At 45.4% G+C, this 21,632-nt stretch carries 20 protein-coding genes and 1 pseudogene; 8 read left to right on the forward strand and 13 right to left on the reverse strand.

Annotated elements, in window-relative coordinates; translation table 11 throughout:
- A partial coding sequence (locus J3492_RS12185; protein ID WP_207990131.1) for an IS1 family transposase occupies nucleotides 1–321 on the forward strand: 321 nt, incomplete at its 5' end.
- 22 nt (nucleotides 322–343) lie between these two features.
- Here J3492_RS12185 and J3492_RS12190 read toward each other — a convergent pair.
- From J3492_RS12190 to J3492_RS13410, 11 genes and pseudogenes are all read right to left on the reverse strand, one after another.
- Nucleotides 344–592 (reverse strand): annotated as a pseudogene (locus J3492_RS12190) (YnfA family protein); the annotation flags it as partial.
- A gap of 80 nt (nucleotides 593–672) precedes the next feature.
- Complete coding sequence (gene truC, locus J3492_RS12195; protein ID WP_207992326.1) at nucleotides 673–1,443, reverse strand: tRNA pseudouridine(65) synthase TruC; 771 nt, start codon at nucleotides 1,441–1,443, stop codon at nucleotides 673–675.
- Nucleotides 1,444–1,930: 487 nt separating this feature from the next.
- Nucleotides 1,931–2,935: a diaminopimelate dehydrogenase gene (locus J3492_RS12200; RefSeq protein ID WP_207992327.1), complete on the reverse strand. Its 1,005-nt coding sequence runs from the start codon at nucleotides 2,933–2,935 to the stop codon at nucleotides 1,931–1,933.
- A 380-nt stretch (nucleotides 2,936–3,315) separates the two neighbouring features.
- Nucleotides 3,316–5,169, reverse strand: a complete 1,854-nt coding sequence (glmS, locus tag J3492_RS12205; RefSeq protein WP_207992328.1) for a glutamine--fructose-6-phosphate transaminase (isomerizing) — start codon at nucleotides 5,167–5,169, stop codon at nucleotides 3,316–3,318.
- Nucleotides 5,170–5,489: 320 nt separating this feature from the next.
- Nucleotides 5,490–6,866, reverse strand: a complete 1,377-nt coding sequence (gene glmU / locus J3492_RS12210) for a bifunctional UDP-N-acetylglucosamine diphosphorylase/glucosamine-1-phosphate N-acetyltransferase GlmU (protein WP_207992329.1) — start codon at nucleotides 6,864–6,866, stop codon at nucleotides 5,490–5,492.
- A 178-nt stretch (nucleotides 6,867–7,044) separates the two neighbouring features.
- On the reverse strand, nucleotides 7,045–7,623 hold the full coding sequence (locus J3492_RS12215; RefSeq protein ID WP_207992330.1) for a phosphatidylglycerophosphatase A family protein: 579 nt from the start codon (nucleotides 7,621–7,623) through the stop codon (nucleotides 7,045–7,047).
- A gap of 3 nt (nucleotides 7,624–7,626) precedes the next feature.
- Entirely contained in the window at nucleotides 7,627–8,634 is a 1,008-nt protein-coding gene (gene thiL / locus J3492_RS12220; protein ID WP_207992331.1) for a thiamine-phosphate kinase, read from the reverse strand.
- Complete coding sequence (gene nusB, locus J3492_RS12225; protein ID WP_207992332.1) at nucleotides 8,631–9,443, reverse strand: transcription antitermination factor NusB; 813 nt, start codon at nucleotides 9,441–9,443, stop codon at nucleotides 8,631–8,633. Before nusB ends, thiL begins: the two co-directional genes overlap by 4 nt.
- Before the next feature lie 259 nt (nucleotides 9,444–9,702).
- The gene (gene ribH / locus J3492_RS12230) at nucleotides 9,703–10,233 is read right to left on the reverse strand and encodes a 6,7-dimethyl-8-ribityllumazine synthase (protein ID WP_207992333.1); all 531 of its coding nucleotides are present in this window, start codon (nucleotides 10,231–10,233) and stop codon (nucleotides 9,703–9,705) included.
- A gap of 139 nt (nucleotides 10,234–10,372) precedes the next feature.
- Nucleotides 10,373–11,155, reverse strand: coding sequence for an imidazole glycerol phosphate synthase subunit HisF (gene hisF, locus J3492_RS12235; RefSeq protein WP_207992334.1), 783 nt, complete (start codon nucleotides 11,153–11,155; stop codon nucleotides 10,373–10,375).
- 177 nt (nucleotides 11,156–11,332) lie between these two features.
- A complete protein-coding gene (locus tag J3492_RS13410; protein ID WP_279381165.1) occupies nucleotides 11,333–12,022 on the reverse strand; it encodes a CatB-related O-acetyltransferase in 690 nt (229 codons plus the stop codon).
- A gap of 376 nt (nucleotides 12,023–12,398) precedes the next feature.
- Between J3492_RS13410 and J3492_RS12245 the strand changes: the two genes are divergently transcribed.
- The 3 genes from J3492_RS12245 (at nucleotide 12,399) to J3492_RS12255 (ending at nucleotide 15,085) form a co-directional block, all read left to right on the forward strand.
- Nucleotides 12,399–13,562, forward strand: coding sequence for a homoserine kinase (locus tag J3492_RS12245; protein ID WP_207992335.1), 1,164 nt, complete (start codon nucleotides 12,399–12,401; stop codon nucleotides 13,560–13,562).
- A gap of 281 nt (nucleotides 13,563–13,843) precedes the next feature.
- Nucleotides 13,844–14,176: a hypothetical protein gene (locus tag J3492_RS13295; RefSeq protein WP_243453249.1), complete on the forward strand. Its 333-nt coding sequence runs from the start codon at nucleotides 13,844–13,846 to the stop codon at nucleotides 14,174–14,176.
- The gene (locus tag J3492_RS12255; protein ID WP_207992336.1) at nucleotides 14,177–15,085 is read left to right on the forward strand and encodes a class II glutamine amidotransferase; all 909 of its coding nucleotides are present in this window, start codon (nucleotides 14,177–14,179) and stop codon (nucleotides 15,083–15,085) included.
- A gap of 4 nt (nucleotides 15,086–15,089) precedes the next feature.
- Here the strand turns inward: J3492_RS12255 and J3492_RS12260 are convergent, their stop codons facing one another.
- On the reverse strand, nucleotides 15,090–15,644 hold the full coding sequence (locus J3492_RS12260; protein ID WP_207992337.1) for a YchJ family protein: 555 nt from the start codon (nucleotides 15,642–15,644) through the stop codon (nucleotides 15,090–15,092).
- Nucleotides 15,645–15,685: 41 nt separating this feature from the next.
- Nucleotides 15,686–16,402: a metal-dependent hydrolase gene (locus tag J3492_RS12265; RefSeq protein ID WP_207992338.1), complete on the reverse strand. Its 717-nt coding sequence runs from the start codon at nucleotides 16,400–16,402 to the stop codon at nucleotides 15,686–15,688.
- Between the two features lie 122 nt (nucleotides 16,403–16,524).
- Here J3492_RS12265 and J3492_RS12270 point away from each other — a divergent pair, with 122 nt between their 5' ends.
- From J3492_RS12270 to J3492_RS12285, 4 genes are all read left to right on the forward strand, one after another.
- On the forward strand, nucleotides 16,525–17,508 hold the full coding sequence (locus tag J3492_RS12270) for a DUF3025 domain-containing protein (RefSeq protein ID WP_207992339.1): 984 nt from the start codon (nucleotides 16,525–16,527) through the stop codon (nucleotides 17,506–17,508).
- A gap of 291 nt (nucleotides 17,509–17,799) precedes the next feature.
- On the forward strand, nucleotides 17,800–20,607 hold the full coding sequence (gene acnA, locus J3492_RS12275; protein WP_207992340.1) for an aconitate hydratase AcnA: 2,808 nt from the start codon (nucleotides 17,800–17,802) through the stop codon (nucleotides 20,605–20,607).
- Between the two features lie 264 nt (nucleotides 20,608–20,871).
- Complete coding sequence (locus J3492_RS12280) at nucleotides 20,872–21,225, forward strand: IS630 transposase-related protein (RefSeq protein ID WP_207988742.1); 354 nt, start codon at nucleotides 20,872–20,874, stop codon at nucleotides 21,223–21,225.
- Nucleotides 21,209–21,632 (forward strand): IS630 family transposase (locus J3492_RS12285; RefSeq protein WP_207988744.1); only part of this gene is annotated, 424 nt, incomplete at its 3' end. The genes J3492_RS12280 and J3492_RS12285, both read left to right, overlap by 17 nt.

A 21,632-nucleotide genomic window follows, 5' to 3' on the forward strand; every position in this document is an offset into this window, starting at 1 on the left:
GCTACTAATGAAATTGTCGCTTATGTCTGGGGTAAACGCGACTTAAAAACGGCTAAGAAGCTAAGAGCACGTCTTAAGCAACTAAAAGTCAGCTATTACTCTATTAGCATGGACAACTGGGACAGCTTTATAACTGCCTTTAAGCCAAATAACAAGCAGGTTGGCAAACAACATACCGTAGGCATAGAAGGTAATAACTGCCGCCTTAGACACCGATTACGTCGAGCCGTTAGAAGAACCTGTTGCTTCTCGAAAAAGCTTGATAATCACTTTAAAGTATTTGATCTGGTGTTCTTTTATGTCAATTATGGCTACGTTTGATGCCAGCATACTTTTTAGAACACCACCAAATTGCGATCGTGACATACACGCCACCGTAGGCGGCATAAACTCTGCCAACGGCGGTTGGATGTAGAGTCAGTAGCCACACAAAAGCAGCCAAACTAAGCGCACTAGGGACAAGAAGCCATATAGACTTACCTTCTCTTAGCCATAAGTATGGTAAATAGCAGCCTACAATCTCTGCTAATGCCGTAATGGTAAAAAGCCCAACGATTTTTAATTCAGACAAAAAACTTACCCCTTTAGTCATTGGTGTTGTGGCGTTAGCGTGTATCGTCTCACTATAAAAAAACTTTCAAAAAACACACTATTATGTACATTAAATCTTCACTAGCGACCTGAGCCTTCAGCACTCTCCACCCAATCAAACGCCTCCAAAATGTGCATCCATTGCTCATCAAACCCCGCTGTTATCAGCACAGGCTCACCGGTGACGGGATGACTAAGCGCTAAACGCTGCGCATGCAGCAGCATCCGCGTACACTCATATTGACTACGAAAAAATCGATTGTGCCGTCCATCACCATGACTGGTATCGCCCACTATAGGATGAAATAGATGTTTCATATGCCGACGCAGCTGATGCTTGCGCCCCGTCTCGGGTATCAAACGCACGAGACTATAGCGGCTGGTGTCATGCTTTTTTGAGACTGCAAATGGCAGCTCGATCTGAGCCAGACGTTGCCAATGAGTCACTGCTTCTTGTGCAGGCTTGTCCAAATTGGCAAACTTGTCAGCGATGGCATCGGGCTTAAAACTCAATGCATAATCAATAGAGCCTTGCTCAGGCATAAAACCACGTACCACGGCCAGATATTGCTTACTCACGTTATTTGTCGCAAAAGCGTCGGTAAGGTTGCGTGCCACAGCAGCGCTTTTGGCAAAGAGCAACACTCCTGAGGTCGGTCTATCTAACCGATGCATCGGAAACACATGGCAGCCTACTGCATCACGAGTGAGCTGTAGGGCAAAGCGTGTCTCACCTTTATCCAGCCAACTGCGATGTACAAGTAACCCCGCTTCTTTATTGATCGCTACCAAAAAATCATCTTCATAGATGATCTCTATTGTTGGAGTGATGCTGCTGCTTGTGATATCCATGTTTTTAGTGCCTATACTGTAGAGACTCTTTTAATATACTCAACCGTTACAGATTTAGCCAAATTAACGGATGAGCCGACATTCAGGTCATACTTCAGAGTTAAAGCCACAATGATAAAAAAAGCACCAAACCTTATCGCTGAGAGCTGGTGTTTATCCAACGTTGCCGTAAAACCACCCATTTCAGGGGGTGGAGGTAAGGCAACATGATTGCTATAATCAATCATCTGTTAAATCAAGCTATCTACAAAAAAACAGCTAGGACAAGTATAAATTGCGAGTACGCAGTGTCTTAACTGGCAGGTGGTTTTCCAAACACACTCTCAAACTGGCTCGTGTCAACAGACAATCTTAACAGTAGAGTCAGCTTGAAATAAGAACCTTAGATGCAAGGTGTGACTTGCAAGGCGGTAGCCAACTCTAAGGTTTGCGGTGGGGCTTCACCGTCTAGCTGTAGGAATCCCCTCACTTTAGGGAGGAGAGGAAGTCAAAGCAGTTCTTTACGCAGCTGAGCAGGGGTCTTTGGTGATAATAAACCAGGTGCGACATCAAACACGGTTTTTGCACCAGTCTCACCTGCCAAATTCATTTTATGGGCAGCACGTGCATAGGCCACGAGCACGCTCGCGGTAAACTCAGGATTACTGCCAAGCTTTAATGAGAACTCTAGTACTTGGTCGTTTTGCTCATTTTGCTTATTATCAATGCCGCTGACGCCACTACGGATGACAAAGCCACCATGCGGCATTTTATTATGTTCAGAGGCAAGCGTTTGCTCATCAATAAAATGTACTGTGGTGTCATAGTCGGCAAAGTAGTCTGGCATGGTTACGATAGCGCTGCGCACGGTATCGGCATCCGCACCGTCTTCTAGTACCACATAGCATTCGCGGACGTGCTTTTCACGAGTGCTCAGTGTGGGCTGCTCGCCGCTGCGTACTCGTGCAATGGCAGATTCTGAAGGCAGGGTGTATTGTACACCTGCTTTGACACCATCCACACGGCGTACCGCATCTGAGTGGCCTTGGCTCAAACCTTTGCCCCAAAAGCTATAAGTCTCTCCGACTGGTAAAATAGCTTCTCCATATAAACGATTAATAGAGAATAAACCAGGATCCCAGCCCACTGACAGCATGGCAACCTTGCCCGCTTTCGTTGCAGGTGCGTCAAGCGCTTCGAAGTACTCAGGAATTTTTGCATGTGTATCGAAGCTGTCGACGATGTTAAAAAGACTGGCAAGCGCAGGTCCTTGCTCAGGCAAGTCAGACCTGGAGCCGCCACATAAGATCAGGACGTCTATGTCGTCTTTATACTGCTCGATATCATCTATAGCGTACACAGGTACGCTGTCATCGATCAGGGTAACAGATGCGGGGTCTCGGCGGCTAAATACACCGACCAGCTGCATGTCAGGACTGTGAGTAATAGCGGCTTGAGCGCCGCGGCCGAGGTTGCCATAACCGGCAATAGCGACTCTAATGGGTGTTGTCATTATCATGGGCCTTACGTTGGTGTCATAGACAGTCAGCTACTGGTGCTATGATAGGTATCACGTCATTGCTATTTGGCTGTTGCCATTACGCTCGTAGTAAGCTGCGCTGTCGTAAATTGATGATTAAAAGCAGTCACAATGATTTTAAATAACTGCCATTACAAGTGATAGCCTACTTTACAGATTTGAGCCCATCGATACAAGGTTATATGACTGATTGAATCGAGCTATAAGCTGATCACTAGTACTTTCTATAAAAAAATCCTTCACCATCTAATGAGACGATGAAGGATTAAGTCATGCACAAGAGTATGACTCTTTATTACTCAGGATGATACTTTATTACTTGCGTACAATAAGCCTGCGGTTATGAATCAGTATCATTCTACCGTGACCGATTTGGCTAGGTTACGTGGTTGGTCGACATCGGTACCACGCATCACCGCCACATGATAAGAGAGTAGCTGCACAGGCACGCTATAGACGATAGGCGCAAGCGTCTCACAGACGTCAGGGATATAAACCACATGCAGACGGTCTTCAGCGACCATTTTACTTTCTTCACTAGCGAATACAAATAACTCACCGTGACGGGCATGGACTTCTTGCATATTGGCCTTGAGCTTATCAAACATACTGTCTTTCGGTGCCAGTACGACGATGGGCATATCCTTATCAACGAGGGCCAGTGGTCCATGCTTTAGCTCGCCTGCTGCGTAGCCTTCAGCATGAATATAAGAGATCTCTTTGAGTTTTAGTGCCCCTTCTAAAGCAATCGGAAATTGCAGACCACGCCCTAAAAACAGACAGCTCTTCTTATCTTCAAAGCTTTCACTCATTGCTTTTATAGATGCATCTAAATTTAGGCTGGCATGCAGCTGATTGGGCAGCTTATGTAGGTTTTCAAGTAGCGTGTATAAACGCTCATCATCAATACAAGACTGGGTCACGCCCGTTTTTAAGACCAGAAGCATCAGAGCAGCAAGCTGAGTGGTAAAGGCTTTGGTTGATGCGACGCCGATTTCAGGGCCGGCTAATGTCGGTAAGAAAATATCCGTCTCACGCACCAGTGAGGAAGTGGGTACGTTACAAAGTGCTAAGCTCACCAGACCAGTTGGACTATGCTTTTGAATTTCACGTAGGGCAGATAGCGTGTCTGCTGTTTCGCCAGATTGCGAAATACAAATCACCAAAGAGTTGTCAACAACCACAGGGTTGCGATAACGGAACTCACTGGCCACCTCAACTGAGCATGGAATACGTATTAAATTTTCAAACCAATATTTAGCAACCAGACCGGCATGATAGCTGGTACCACACGCAATAACTTGTACGTGGCGGATGTTTGACAGCTGGGTTTCATGGCGCTGTAGGAAGTCATCACGCAGTTGATATGAATGAGCAGTTTCAGTACTCTCTAAAGCCATATCGAGCGTACGAGCGACCGCATCTGGCTGCTCGTAGATCTCTTTTAGCATGTAGTGCTTAAACTCACCCTTATCTGCATTATATTGCTTGGCATCAATCTCATTTATCTTACGGTTGACTTCGATACCATCAGCATACACTTGGATATCGTCACGCGTGATTTTAGCGATATCGCCTTCTTCTAGATACATAAAGCGGTTGGTAACGGGCAATAGCGCCAACTGATCTGAAGCGATAAAGTTCTCACCTATACCCACACCAATGACTAAAGGCGAGCCTAAACGTACCGCAATCAGCTCATCTGGACTATCCACATGGACAATACCTAGGGCAAAAGCACCATGTAATAGTGGGGTAATGGTACGTACTGCTTCCATCAAGTCAGAGGACTGCTTATAAGCATCATGAATCAAATGGGCGACGACTTCTGTATCAGTCTGTGAGGTAAACTCATAGCCTTTGGCGAGCAGCTCCTCTTTGAGCTCGGCATAGTTTTCGACGATGCCATTATGGACGACAGCGATTTTACCGGAGACATGGGGGTGGGCGTTACGCTGTGCCGGTTCGCCATGAGTGGCCCAGCGAGTATGAGCGATACCGATATGACCGTTGAAAGTATCTGGGCTGCTGGCGACAGCGTCCACCAAGGCTTGTACTTTACCGACTTGACGCTCACGGTGCAGTTGACCATCACGGATGATAGTCAGACCAGCGGAATCATAACCACGGTATTCAAGGCGTTTTAAGCCCTCAAGTAAGATATTAGCGATATTACGCTCAGCTACTGCGCCGACAATTCCGCACATAAGAATTCCTTAGATTTAGTGTTTGATATTTTAATGTCTATTGGTATAGTCGAATCCAAATAAATCAGATACGTAGCTATCAAGTCGCTTAATGAAAAGTTATTTTTCTTGCGTGCTGTGCCTACGCCGACAGATGCTGCGAAAAACAAATCCTTATCTCGCTGTATCGTTTTTATATCGAATTAACTATATCTATCAAAGTCTGTTTATAAGGCTCAAACAGAGCTTAATGATGTCTATACTGATAAATATAATAAAGCAGCACCACAAGATTGCCGTACTGCTTTATTGATGCATTCATGATCTCGATGCCACGGTCTTTACTTTTTTGTTGGACGCTGAAACCCATCTTTTTGTACTTGACGAGCACGGCCCAAAGCCAGCGCATTGTTGCCAACGTCATGGGTAATCACCGAGCCTGCAGCCACTGTGGCGGTATCACCGATAGTCACGGGCGCCACAAGACTGGCATTAGAGCCGATAAAGGCGTTATCTGCAATAATCGTTTGTGATTTGTTGGCGCCATCATAGTTGCAAGTGATTACGCCTGCACCAATATTGACTTTCGTACCGACGGTAGTGTCGCCAACATAACTCAAGTGGTTGACCTTACTGCCATGACCAATGGTCGACTTTTTAATCTCCACAAAGTTACCAACTTTGCTGTTGTCTGATAATACGGTCTCAGGACGCAAATGAGCAAACGGGCCAATATCGACACCCGCCCCAACCTCAGCACGATCGATCACGCAGTAAGGCTTTACATGACAAGCGTTGCCAATATGAGCATTTTTGATGACACAACCTGCCTCAATATAGACGTTGTCACCTAGGGTGCAATCCCCTTCAAATACCACACCGACATCGACAAACACGTCTTGTCCTGCACTTAACGTCCCGCGAATATCGACACGGCTAGGATCCGCAAACTGCACTCCTGCCTCTTGTAAGTCAGCGACCAGCTTTCCTTGCCAGGTACGCTCTAAGCTTGCGAGCTGTTGGCGGTTATTGACACCTTCAATCTCAAAAGTATGCTCAGGCTCAATGGCTGCAATAGCGATACCGTCAGCGACAGCCATTTTGACGATGTCAGTCAAATAGTATTCTTGCTGCGCATTGTCATTGGACAGCTTGGGTAGGTATTTATGCAATAAAGCATTATCCACGCAATAGATACCACTATTGATCTCTTTGATGGCTTGTTCATCAGCGCTGGCATCTTTTTGCTCAACGATGGCTTGGACATTACCTGCGTCATCACGTTTTATACGGCCAAGCCCAAAAGGGTCGTCTACGGTAAGCGTTAACATAGACATGCCATCAGTATTGGCATGTTGTAAGTTAACTAATGTTTGGCAGCTGACTAGGGGTACATCACCATATAAGATCAGGCTCTGTCCTTCTTTTGGCAGCTCATCAAGTGTTACCTTGACTGCATGACCAGTACCCAGTTGCTCAGTCTGAGCGACCCATGTAATTGGCAGGTGGGTATATTGACTATTCATAGCACTCTGTACCTGCTCACCACCAAAGCCATGCACCACGATTGTCTTTGAGGCAGTTAAATGATGACAAGTATCTAACACATGGCCGAGTAAAGGCTTGCCTGCTAAAGTCTGCAAAACTTTTGGCTTGGCAGATTGCATACGTGTGCCTTTACCGGCAGCGAGAATGATTACAGAGAGGGAAGAAGTCATAAAAGCCCTATTATAGGTGTAACAAAATATATTTTATTATAGCGCAAATGTTGAGAAAGTACATATGCATTTAAGTGAATATTTATTAAAGAGCGTGTCCGTGTGTCAGTGATAGTATCTATAAAGTTAACAAGATTACACGACTGAATGGTTTGGGTAGGACTGCAGTGCTGGTTTTTTAAACGATAAAGGCCATCACGATGAGCCATACGATAAGTGCCATCACACCAGCGATAATATCATCGAGCATGATGCCTAGACCACCTGCGACTCTTTTGTCCGCCCAGCCTATCGGTGGGGGCTTGATAATATCAAAAAACCGAAACAGTATAAAAGCGATAATAAGCGCCAAAATAGACGTGCCCTGTGAGATATCATGCCAAAAGCTGTCTGTTGCTCCAAGCATATAAGAAAGTGGCAATAACGCTATCCACATACCTGCCCATTCATCCCAAACGATATGCGGATTATCATGACCACCCATCAATGCCGATGTACGGTCACATATCCAGATACCGATAAGGCAAGATAAAATAGTAAGGATAAAAAACGGCACAACTCCCAAGCTCATCAATGGTATAGCAGCGATCAAGCCGCCGACCGTGCCCCAAGTGCCGGGTGCACGGCGTGGCAGACCACTGCCCAAACCGATGCCGAGCCAATAGATGATACGATCAAGCACACCAGCATTTGCGGGTAGAGGCGGGCAGTCGTTGGCCTTACTGATATCAGGCTTGGATAAATGATGATCGGTCATAGGCTAACCTGCAAAATGTTGGTAACCCGTCAGATTGGGATAAGTGTCAAATGGCGCAGGCGCCGCTTGCGTGATGACTTGATTATAAAAAAGCAGTTTGGGGTAGGGCTGCTGCGCTGCTGCGACCACCTCACCGATACAATGGACAGGGGTGTCGCTACTATCAATAGGCAGCTCAATATGGGCGGGCAAAGTAAAGGCCAGCTCATAATCATCGCCACCAGTCAGTTGATATAACAGGCGTTTAGATAGGTCAATCTTTGCTAAGGGTTTACTGGTTGGGAGCTGCTCTAAATAAAGGTGCATACCAACGCCACTTTGCTTACAAATATGGCTAAGATCTTGATAGAGACCATCAGAGATATCTATCATCGAAGTTGCCCCAAGCTGCGCCAATGCTGCGCCAAGCTTGACTCTTGGTGTAGGCATATGCAGTCGATGCGCCAGCTCTAAGCCTGAAGTGTCATCGGGATGTTGGAGAGCATAAGCCGCATCACCAAGTGTGCCTGAGACATAAACCTTGTCACCGACTTGCGCACCCGAGCGATAAATGGCGGGTGTATCTGAGGTCAGCAATCCTTGGGCGCTAATGCTTAACACTAAGGTGTCATTGCGCGTGGTGTCGCCGCCGATAAGACTAACACCAAACAGCTGGCAGGCGTGAAACAAGCCTTTAGCAAATGCGGTCAGCCATGACTCGTTTGCCAAGCGCTCAGGTAATGCTAATGCCAATAAAATACTGTGGGGCGCCGCGCCCATGGCGGCGATATCTGAGACATTGACAGCGACCGCCTTATAACCAATAGCAAACGCTAACGTGTCTACTTGCTTCCAATCAGGACTAAAATGTCGACCCTGTACCAAGGTATCGATACAACTGACTAAACGTGAGCCGGTAGGCAGCGCCATTACTGCAGCATCATCACCGATGGCTTTTTGTATGCCAGCAGCAGCTGAATGCTCAGCTTGCAACTGCAAAAATATACGCTCAATCAGCTCAAATTCATTCATGATTCGTCTTGGTCTTTGGTTTTGGTATGAGAAGCGTCCTGCGTTAGTTTGTGGCTACGGCTGCGTTGCACATTGGTTTTGTTGGCACTGATACGAGGTCTTGCTGGTTTACTGTCGGTAGTTGGGTCTTTAGCAAGGTTGTCTGTCGCTGCATTCGTTTTGGGTGCTTTTACAGAGTTGGCAGATGGTTTTTGAGACGTGCGTAAATTGGCCTTAATATCCGCTTGTACTTCGACATCACGCAGATCGGCTGCCATTTTATCGAGGACAGCGTTGATAAGCTTGTGTGCATCGGTGGCGCCAAAGTGGTTATTGAGCTTCATCGCTTCATCTAGTACCACTTTATATGGGATTTCTATACGGTGTTGTAACTCATAAGCGCCAATCAATAAAATAGCATGCTCTACGGTATCGATTTTATCAAGGTTACGGTCTAGATACTGGCTAATCAGGGTATCTAGCGCTTCGATTTGCTCTGGGATATCACGCATCATTTCGTGATAGTAGCCGATATGTACCGTATGCATGGCATTGGTGGCACGGGTGCGAGCAGCGATATCGTGCGGTGCATTGTCTTTCCAGCCCAGTTTGCCATCCTTATCAAAGCGGCGGTCAGTGAGCAGCCATTCATACAAACCTTGCATAGCAAAGCGTCTGGCTTTACGCACAGCAGTGTGACTGGTCTTATAAGAAGACTCACTCATATCAAATTTTTGCGGTTCCGCAGCGCTACTTGCATGCTCTGTGGTAGCGGTATTGTCTTGTGCGGTTTTTGCAGCGCTAATGGCACGCTTGAGTTGGTCGGTCATAGGGGGTCAGTACCTAAATGTTAATGACTATAGCTTAAACAACTATAGGGTAATAAATAGCATGATTGCAAAAGTAACATGGTATAAGAAAAGCATAGAAATGTTAAATAGTAGTCGGCTGACAAATAACGACAGTCGATTTTTAAGCTATCGCTCGTAGGTTAGGGGTTACCCAACCTACATAAGCTTAATGTTTATACAGGCTAAATACTTAATAAGAGCCATCTTAAAGCAGAGTGATGGTATTTTTTAAGCAGGCTTAGTCGTCATCGCCATTATCATAGTCGTCATCGATATCCAGCTGTGATAACACCGCCAACATCTCAAGCACCACCATCGCCGCTTCAGAACCTTTGTTACCTGCCTTAGTGCCAGAGCGTTCAATCGCTTGCTCGATGCTGTCGGTGGTGATCACGCCATTGGCCACAGGGATATTATAATCGATAGCGACACTGCTCAGGCCCTTAGCGGACTCACTGGCGACAAAATCAAAATGCGGTGTGCTACCACGGATAATGGCGCCTAGCGCAATGATGGCGTCAAAGCGATCTGACTCAGCCGCACGTTGGGCAACGAGTGGCAGCTCAAAAGCACCCGGCACACGAATCACAGTAATATTGCTACCCAATACGCCATGGCGCAGGAGGGCATCGATAGCGCCATCAACTAAAGACTCGACGACAAAACCATTGAAACGACCCACGACGATACCGATTCGAGCCCCTTCGTTCTGGTGCAAGTTGCCATCAATATGAGTAATGTCATTGCGCTGCAGTTGTAAGTTTGACATAAAAAATCCTTTGAGTAAGTAGCGTGTTAAGCAAAATCTTTATATAAAATCTCGATTGTTTTCAATAGCTAACTGACAAAAACAAATAAGTGGCGCTATGATAACATTTTTTGCATAGGCCGTTGCATTTTACCAAGTCTTATAAGCGCATAGGGATGCCTTGTGCTGCCATATATGTCTTGGCCTCTTGTACGGTGTATTCGCCAAAGTGAAATATACTGGCAGCCAGCACCGCATCAGCACCACCTTCAAGCACGCCATCCGCCAAGTGTTGTAAGTTGCCCACGCCACCTGAAGCCACAACAGGGACATTGACTTGATTGGTAATCTCACGCATCAGTGCCAAATCGTAGCCCTTTTTGGTGCCATCACCGTCCATTGAGGTGACCAATAACTCGCCTGCGCCAAGATCGCTCATTTTGCTTGCCCAAGCGACCGCATCAATACCAGTCGGCTTACGTCCGCCATGGGTAAAAATCTCCCAGCGTGGTGTGAGGATGCCATCTACCTCTATATCAGCGACACGCTTGGCATCGATAGCGACCACGATACATTGATTGCCAAATTTTTGTGCCGCCTCCCCAACGAACTCAGGCGTAAATACGGCGGCCGAGTTAATCGCCACTTTATCAGCCCCTGCATTGAGCAGATTGCGAATATCAGCGATTTTGCGTACACCGCCACCGACGGTCAGAGGTACAAACACCGTCTCTGCCATACGCTCAACAGTATGATAGGTGGTATCACGCTCATCACTGGTGGCAGTAATATCCAAAAAAGTAATCTCATCAGCGCCTTGTTCGTTGTAGCGCTGCGCTACTTCGACAGGGTCGCCGGCATCGATAATATCGACAAACTGCACGCCTTTGACCACACGGCCATTGTCCACGTCCAAACAAGGAATGATACGCTTTGCTAACATGTCGCCTCACTTATTAATTAAAATCAGCTACTAAAATGCACAAAAAAAACTATTTAAGCATTCTAGCAAAATTAAAAAGTCCACATCATTATAATCCACTCATTACTACCGTTTTATGAGTGGCGGGTTTTTGCACAGGTTCAGTATGCCTTAATAACAGATAGAAAGTATCCTGAACTATACGTTTTTGACTTGGAGTAAATATCGAGAGGCATCAAAAGTCAGCTGATATGCGTTAACATGTATTTTATTGAGAGATTGCGAGTGGTTAGGGTGGTCAAATATCTCAAGAATGGAGGCGACATCGTCATAGCCGATGCTCGGCTCAATCTCTGCTAGATCATAGGTCCACCATTTCGATGCAAGAAGTGCAGTAATTATTTCGGGCTCAAAGCGATATTTGAGTATTTTTGCTGGGTTGCCCGCAACAATAGCGTAAGGCGGGACGTCTTTAGTCACGACAGCGCCAGCACCTACTATAGCGCCTGTATGGATGATAACACCTGATTTGATAATGGCATGATGACCAATCCAAACATCATTTTTAATCGTTACGGGGATGTTTGTGGTTTTAAAAGTCGATTTTCGAGTCAGCTTTTTATTGTATTTATCATCTATTAGTTTAATACCGCCTTGAAAACAAATAGGATGAGTGGTCAAAAAATCGATTGGATGATTGTACAGACCGATGGTAACGTTTTTACCGATTGAGCAGTATCGACCTACCTTAGCATTACGTATCTCACAGCCACCGCCAAAATATGTCATAAATCCGACTTCGCAAGGGTTGATGGTCTTGAGGTCTTGTAAGCAGGTCGATTCTTCTACTCTTAGTAAGCTGCCTATACGTTGAGGTTGCGTATGCAAAATATTTAGCTTGTTTATTTGTTTAATAATCGCTTGTTGTTTAATGGTTTTACGATACCAGTTTTTAATAATTTTATTTCCATCAGGACTACGCTACATTTAGTGCAGACTAAATTACCACGATTTAAAGATATTGAGTATGCAAATAGAGCTTTGAATTGAGGAGGTCTAAGCGTTATCATTTTCAAGTCAATATATCAGGTAGCGTTTTACTATTATATTGTGATTACTAAGTAAAAATGTACAGCGAGCGACTGGTATAGTAACGGCTGCAACTTGGTAGATGCCAGTCAGTCTATTTTCGGTATAATGGAGCAAGAAGACACACTGTCAATTTGAATAAACCTGTTTTAAAAAACCTATAAAAGAGAAGCCTATGTCTGTCTATACCCAGTTAACCGATGATCAGTTTGCCGCCTTTTGTCAACGTTTTGGCGTGTCGTTTGCCCGTGCCATTCCTATCACGCAAGGCATTAAAAACTCAAACTGGTTTATTCAGACAACTGACGATGTGGAAGGCAAGCACTCTTACGTGTTTACCTTATATGAAGAGCGTCCGCCTGAAGATGTGGCAAAAATGGCAGTCATCCTCAATCAGTTGGATGGTAAACTGCCAGTCGCTGCCCCTTTAGCTATTGTTGAGCCGGAGTCATCAAATGCCAATATCGATTCACGCTACGTGATATCGTATCAAGGTAAAGGCATTACGCTCGTGCCGTGCTTGGCAGGTGCCCATCCACAGCAAACCACGCAAGCGATGTGTCATGATGTCGGGGCTGCATTGGCCATGCTACATGAGACCTTACAAACCTTACAACCTGCACAGGATTACGGCGTGCCCCTTTATCCATGGAGCGAAGTGCGTGATCGTGAGATCCAGTTTATGCCAGGTGATGAAGCCAAATTGATGAGCGATATTTGGCAAGCTTATCAAGATCTACCATTGATAGATTTACCAAAGGGCTTGTGTCATCTCGATATGTTTGCTGATAACACCTTATGGGACTTGACTAAAGGGCATGAAAAGTTAACAGGTCTATTAGATTTTACTGAGGTCAGTGTTGAACATTATGTGATGGATATCGCCATCACCATCAATGACTTTTGTACCACTTGGGGCGATGCGGAACAAGGTGAAAGGGTTTATTTTGACCGTGAAAAAATGACGGCTTTTTTACAAGGTTATGAGTCCAAAAGAGCGCTTACTGATATCGAAAAACGTGCCATGCCGGTGATGCTTGCCAAAGCAGCGGTGATCTTTTGGCTGCTGCGTCTCAATGTCATCCATTACAACCGTACCGAGGGGCGTACGGGCGATAATATTATGGTTAAAAACCCTGACCTTATGAAGCGTCTGGCTGCGTACCATTGGTCCCATGTCGAAAAAGCGCAGAACACGGTGTTTATCATTGTCGATAGCGGCAGCAATGAGATAAAAGGCGTGTTTAGTACGATAGAGCACGCCGAGCAAGCGCTAAGTCAGGCAGCTGACAGCGCTAATCTAAAGGTTAGTGAGCATGACTTAGACCCAATGGTTTAGGTGATTATCATAAAACCCAAGCGTGATGGCGTAAAAATATAGTCTGAATATAAAGCCATTAAGGATTTAAACGCACTACTGGTATAAGTTTTACTTGCGTGCTGTGTACTCAGAGGCTGCATAAAATTTCTCCCAGTAGCGCTATGACATGTTTAGAGTGTATCGACTATAAGCGAGCGACTGCGTGCACTTAAAACAACGAAGGCGAGCATTTCTAGGCCATCAGCGTCTAAACCATCATACTGATACAGTAGATACTTTCAAACTTAACAGGTGATCTCATGACCGATAAAGTAGATAATTGGCATAAGCTGGCACGCTATGACACCAATATACAAGGCGAGCTGCATGCCAACTTGCTGCGCAACAATGGCATCACTGTCTCCTTGCAAGCGCTCAGTGCCATTCCAGGTATGAACTCTGGCATCGTACTTTGGGTGCAAGAAGAAGAGCTGGCTCAATCCCAACGTATATTAAACAATATTGACACTGATGGGGATGTCGAAACAGCAGCCGAAGCCTTGCTTAATAGTATGAGTGATGCCGAGCTCGGTATCGTCACTGATAATCAAAAAGATCGTACCACACCAAACAATGAAGGCGGTAAAGCGTAAATGTGTCAATTATTAGGAATGAACTGTAATACCCCGACCGATATTGGTTTTAGCTTTGCAGGATTTCGTAAGCGTGGCGGCATGACGGACAGTCATGAAGATGGCTTTGGTATTGCGTTTTTTGAGCGTAGTGAGTGTGATGAAGCAGAGATAGAAGACAATGACTCTACGGGACTGCGATTGTTTCATGACAATCACCCAAGCCACTTATCGCCAGTCGCTGACTTGGTCAATAACTACCCAATCAAGGCCATGAATGTCATCGCTCATATTCGTAAAGCCACGCAAGGGCAAAACTGCTTGGCAAACACACATCCTTTTGTCCGTGAGGTCTGGGGCGAGCAGTGGGTATTTGCCCATAATGGCCAGATGAATAGTGAGTTCATCAAACGCTGTCAGCGCCTACAAGACAATGGCAACGCCTCGCACTGTCAGCCAGTCGGCAATACCGATTCTGAGATGGCGTTTTGCTACCTAGTCAATCGCCTAAAAAGCACCTTCAAAACCCGTCCTGATGACAAAACCTTGTTTAATTTTTTAACCACTCAATGTCGTTATTTGTCTGCCAATGGTTTGTTTAATTGCTTGATATCTAATGGTCGCTGGCAGTTGGCCTATGCTGGCAGCTTGCTGTTTTATCTCACCCGTCAAGCGCCATTTGGTGAGGCGAAACTGGCCGATGATGATCTAATGATTGACTTTGGGGAAGTGACTACCGACACTGATAAGGTAACGATTTTGGTAACTGTGCCTTTGACTGAAAACGAGGACTGGCAACAGTTGGCAGTTAATGAGTGCCTTATATTTCAAGCAGGCGAGATTATTTATCAGGACAGTCCTAGCCTACGTAAGTTTTTGACCATCGATGAAGGGATTGCGATAGCGAGAGCAGTTGGGGCGAGTGTGTAGAGGGCTAGGGTAAATAAACCCCGCAGCAGCGCTTAAACTTCTCCCCTGAGCCGCAAATACAGGGCTGTTTTTGCGTGACAGATATAGAAACAGTCGGGTCGAGAAAATACCAACGCTTCTCATTACCAGCTTTATCTTTTACCGTCACAAAAGTGGACAGCTCGTGATGCGCTTGCAAGCCATCAGCGCTATTAAAAGACGCTTTAAATTCAACTTGCGCATGACGTTTACCAAGCTTTGGCGTATGTTTGACGACTTCTAAACCCGCCCATTTCGTCTCTTTTGCCCACGCTTCAATTGCTTGAACATCGAGCAAGCTTTGCTGTGCCGGTAGCGTGGTCTTGACGATATATTCTGGAATGACTAATACAAAAGCACTATAACGGCTGCGCATTAAACGCTCTGCACTGTCGACTCTCACTGTATCAGCATGACTCACATGACTATCGACGACTCCTTCATGATAAGGTTGACAGCAGTCTTGATAAGCCAGTACTGAGCTTGTAGAGGTCAGTGGCGGATTGATTTGACATGGACAGGATTGTAGCGAAATGGACATGATGCACTCGAATAATGGTTTGTTTCAGTTGCCCTACAGATTTAGTTTAGCCAGCTTTTTAGAGTTTGCGGCCACAGTCCGAGTTTGAGCTGAGCCCAAGCCGTAGGGTCGCTTAACTGCTGCCAAAAGGCTTCAAATGGCGGCGCAAAGTAGATCAGTATAGCAAGTATCACATACAGCAGCAGATACCACCACCTATCTTTATGCTGATAAATTTTCATCGCTGTGCCTGATGAGCGCTTCAATCTTGCGCCCATCAAATCCACGCTGTAGAGCTCATCGAGTAGTAGGTGCACCATAGCGCCACCGAATAAAAACAGCCCATAAAACCAGCTGGTAGTAAGCGAATAGTCTAAACCATAATAGTTCAAGCACGTCAGTCCAATGCCTAAAATCGCCATATAAGGTACGGAATGTATGACGCCGCGATGCACCGTCATATTGGTAAAAACATAAAACACCACATAGCGCATAAACCCGTAGCCTGCTAGCCAGAGCGCTATCAACGCCAGTAAACTAAACTCACTGCGCCAATGCATCACCAGTGCAAAGGCAAAAACAAAAGAGACTACATTAAAGCCAATTTTGATGGGCGTAGAGTTGTCTGAATCAAGATCAGGTAATAGACCGCCCATGGTGCCAAGCGCCACGCACATCAAGAATCCTGCGTCATCGATGAAGCCCGCTTTATAAACCGTCAAGCCAAGCGTACCACTGACGATGAATGCGCCGTTTAAGTGGGTGTTAAAATTTGCCATAAAAACTCATCATAAAATACCAGTACAGATAAAACAGCCGATAAGCGGTCAAAAAAGCGCATTATGATACCATGATGGCAGCTTGCATACTTATCACTAGCTATAGCATAGAGAGCCTTTATATGACCTCTGTTTTTGTACATCAAGACACGCCAAATATGAGCAGTATTTTAGACACAAGCTTTGCCGCTATTGACTGGCAAGCCTTGTGGTTAAGTCATCTCAGCCAGTTGGACTACTTGCGAAAAACCATAACACAACTGAGCAATTCAAGTCAGCGAGCAAATACTTTAGCGCATGATAAAGAAGTAGACATTATCGCTGCTGTCTTAAACACCGCATTACAACAGCAAAGCCAAAATTTACAAAAGCCATTACCAACCAATAAGCCTACCAAAGACCAGCAAGCGCATACGCTAACTTTTGTCTCACAAAATGCGCTACCTGAGGGCGAGGCGTATGAGCATTTTATCGCCACCACTGGTAATATCCCGACCCGTGATAATTTGCATGACTTGTTTAACGGCAGTATCTGGCTGACCTTTCCTAAGACCAAAGCTTTGCTCAATTATTATCATATGCTGGAGATGACCCAAGATGCTGATCAGCAAGACAAGAGTACGCATCGAGGACGGGTGCGCGATACCATTACCGTGTTTGATGAAAATGGTGCGATACTCGTCACAGCTGATCCCAGTATTGGCGAAGCATTGATTGATTTTAACTGGCAGGCAAGCTTGGTTGCACCGCGTGATAAGTGGGACAATCCATTACAGCTTAATAAGCAGTCTCAGGCTGCAGTCTATATCTTTGGTCATGCTCTGCTTGAGCAACTGGTACATCCACGCAAGCCTTTGTGTGCCCATAGTATCGTGCTTCAGGTCTCACAAGACTTCTTTGGTTTATGCTTATCTGAGCGTATGCAATATCTGGACGATAAGATGGCCGAATATATGGATAAACTGTTATCACAAAATGAGGTGAACCCCCGTCAGCTTGCGCCATTACCTATCTTAGGCGTGCCGCACTTTTGGGCTGAAAACGTCAACGCTGAGTTTTATGATGACAGTTATGTTTTTAGGAGTGGCCGTCGTCGACAGGCCTAGCAGCTTAACATGTTGTAAGCATCTGTTTCGTTTACGATTGTGCCACGATTCGTTAACCAGTTGGTGTTAACAAGTGTGGGGTAATTTGTTATGGTAATAAGTGCTAATACAAACAAATAGGGATATGGGTATCGTTTTACTAGAGTTTACTAAATTACATGTTTTTTTAATTTATCTACTTTCAATCCAACTAGCCACCATTGATAACGTTTAAAACTGCTGAAGTTCAATAACGGTATCTGATGTTATCACGCTTATAAATTCATATAACAATAGATAAGGAAGCCAGCCATGAGTGATGTTTTTAATGTAAAAGACACGATTTCAGTCGATGGTAAGGAGCACGCTTATTATAGCCTGCCTAAACTTGCCGAGACTTATGACAATATCAATACGCTACCATTTTGTATGAAAGTGGTATTAGAAAACCTATTGCGCAACGAGGATGGTGGACAGTCTGTCGGCAAAAACCATATCGAAGCGGTTGCCAACTGGGATGCGGCAGCAGAAGCTTCAAAAGAGATTGCCTTTATGCCTGCACGTGTGGTACTGCAGGATTTCACTGGTGTGCCATCAGTGGTAGATTTGGCAGCGATGCGTGATGCTGTGGTCAAGCTTGGCGGTAAGGCTGAGCAAATTAACCCATTTATCCCAAGTGAGCTGGTCGTTGACCATTCAGTGCAAGTCGACACGTATGGCCGAGAAGATGCGCTTGATCTCAATGAAAAAATCGAATTTAAGCGCAACAATGAGCGCTATGAGTTTTTGCACTGGGGTAAGAGTGCGTTTAAAAACTTCGTCGTCGTACCTCCAGCAACCGGTATCGTGCATCAGGTCAACCTAGAGTACCTAGCTCGTGTGGTCATGGCTGCAGACGTTGATGGTGAGCTGACCGCTTATCCTGATACGGTATTTGGTACTGACAGTCACACCACGATGATTAATGGTATCGGTGTTCTTGGTTGGGGCGTAGGTGGTATCGAAGCCGAAGCAGCGATGCTCGGTCAGCCCTCATCGATGCTCATCCCGCAAGTGGTCGGCTTTGAGATGACAGGTGAGCTCAAAGAAGGCGTCACCGCTACCGACTTAGTACTGCGTGTGGTTAAGATGCTGCGTGATCATGGTGTGGTGGGTAAGTTTGTTGAGTTTTATGGTGCAGGCTTACATCAAATGCCGCTAGCAGATCGTGCGACGATCGCCAACATGTCACCAGAGTATGGTGCCACTTGTGGTATCTTCCCAATCGACCAAATGGCGATTGATTATCTGCGTCTGTCAGGTCGTGATGAAGCACAGATTGAGTTGGTTGAGAAGTACGCCAAAGCGCAGGGTATGTGGCATGATGCTGACACACCTGCAGCGACTTACTCAAGTAACTTACATCTAGATTTAGCTACTGTTGAGCCAGCGCTTGCCGGTCCTAATCTACCGCAGCAGCTGATCAATCTGTCTGATATGCACCAAAGATTTGGTGAGACGCTTAAAGAGATGACCAAAGGTCGCAAGGCTGATGCCGATGCCAAAGTGCGTTTTGACGAAGAAGGTGGCAAACAAGAGCAGGCAGACAAACTGGCGGCAAAACCGAATCCATTCTGCGCCGAGGGTAGCACTTATTGTACGGTCAAAATCGAAGATGAAGAATATAGGTTGCGTGATGGCTCTGTCGTGATTGCAGCGATTACCTCTTGTACCAACACTTCAAACCCAGCAGTGATGATTGGTGCAGGCTTAGTGGCCAAAAAAGCAGCAGCTAAAGGCCTGATCGCTAAGCCATGGGTCAAAACCTCTCTAGCACCAGGCTCAAAGGTTGTGACTGATTATCTTGAAAAGTCTCAATTGATGGATGAGCTTGAAAAGGTAGGCTTCTATCTGGTCGGTTATGGTTGTACGACTTGTATCGGTAACTCAGGACCATTGTTAGATTCGATTGAAAACGCCATCGAAGAAAATGACTTGGTCGCTGCAGCGGTACTCTCAGGTAACCGTAACTTTGAAGGCCGTATCCACTCGCATGTCAAAGCCAGCTATCTAGCCTCACCACCGTTGGTTGTCGCTTATGCGCTAGCAGGTACGGTTGATATTGATTTGACCACTCATCCACTAGGTCAAGACCTAGACGGTAATGATGTATTCTTAAAAGACATCTGGCCGACTTCAGAAGAGATCAATGAGCTGATTGCTAATAATATCGACGCTGATATGTTCCGCAAAAACTATGGTGAAGTGTTTGACGGTAGTGCTGCATGGAACGCCATTAGCTCAGCCGATAGTCAGCTGTACCCATGGGATGAAGGCTCGACATACATCAAGAACCCACCGTTCTTTGAGGATATGACCATGCAGCCAGAAGGTATTCCTGATATCGAAGGCGCACGCATCCTAGGTCTGTTTGGTGATTCAATCACTACTGACCACATCTCGCCGGCCGGTAACATCGACGCCGAATCACCAGCAGGCAAGTACTTGCAAGAGCGTGGGGTGATGGAAGCCGACTTTAACAGCTATGGCTCACGTCGTGGTAACGATGCGGTTATGACTCGTGGTACTTTTGCCAATATTCGTATCAAAAACCAAATGATGGGTGGCAAAGAGGGCGGCTACACCTATTACTTCAAAGACGATAAGTCGACGCTCGCAGATGGCGAAGAGATGGCCATCTATGATGCGGCCATGAAGTATAAAGAGGACAAGCGTCCATTAGTGGTACTTGGTGGCGCCGAATATGGCTCAGGCTCGAGCCGTGACTGGGCAGCTAAAGGTACTATCTTGCTCGGTGTAAAAGCAGTACTGACGACCTCTTTTGAACGTATTCACCGTTCAAACCTAGTCGGTATGGGCGTGTTGCCATTGACCTTTAAGGAAGGCGAAAGCGCTGAGACATACAACCTTGATGGTTCAGAAGTTATTAGTATCAGTGGTCTTGACAATGGCGAGAGCAAAACTGCCAAGGTTACCGCCACTCGTGCTGACGGCTCAGAGGAAGTGTTTGAGGTCAATGTCGGCCTACAGACGCCAAAAGAGCGTGAATATGTCCGTCATGGTGGCGTGTTGCATTATGTGCTACGTCAGCTCGCTGCTGATAGTAAAGACGCAGCGTAATGATTTATTAGCGTTAGAATGATATAAAGCCCAGCCTCCTTAATACAGGGGGCTGGGCTTTTTTGTGAAATTGAGCTTATTTCACAATAAATATTTCAGTAATACTTGCTGTAGTAGTATCAAAATGAATCTCTAAACTTTCCTTTTCACTATTTAAAGTTCTAAAAGTTTCAAAAACTAAATCATTAGCATGTAGCTTATATAGTCAGTTCTTTTTAAATAAGATACAATCGTTTTAAAGCAAGCGAAATAGCAGAAGAACAAATGACCTATTCAGCAGATTTTCGAGCACAAGTGATTAAAAGTGTCAAAAACAAAGACATGAGTATCCGTCAGGCTTGTACTTTCTATAATGTTAGCAAAACCGCATTACAGCGCTGGCTGAGAAACCCAAGTATCAAACAAACTCGAGATAAATCACCAACTAAAATACCGAATGAAGCACTCTTAAAAGACGTTGAACAATATCCAGACGATTATCTGTACGAGCGAGCTAGGCGATTCAACTGTAGTAAGACCGGCATGCACACTGCTTTAAAACGTCTAGGTATCAGTCAAAAAAAAGACCTTAGAGCATCCAAAAGCCTGCCTGATAAAAAGAGTGGCTTATCAGAGTAAACTTGATCGCTTTACGCAGCAAGGCTATCCCATTATCTATATGGATGAAAGCGGCTTTGAGCACGAGACCATCCGCTCTCATGGCTATGCACCGATTGGTACACCCTGTATCGACAGCTACAACTGGCAAGCAAAAAAGAGAACTAACGTCATCGGTGCTCTTTATAACAAGATGCTGTTTGCGCTTGATTACTTTGAACAGAATATCAATAGCAATATATTTTATGACTGGTGTAAGATCACACTTATTCCAAGTCTCAAGACTAAATGCGTGATCGTTATGGATAACGCTAGGTTTCATAAAAGCAGACGTATCCAAAAACTGCTCAACAGACATGGTCATCGCATTCTATGGCTGCCACCCTATAGCCCTGATCTTAACCCCATTGAGAAAAAATGGGCACAAG

The sequence above is a fragment of the Psychrobacter coccoides genome, from assembly GCF_017498085.1.
Classification (GTDB): domain Bacteria; phylum Pseudomonadota; class Gammaproteobacteria; order Pseudomonadales; family Moraxellaceae; genus Psychrobacter; species Psychrobacter coccoides.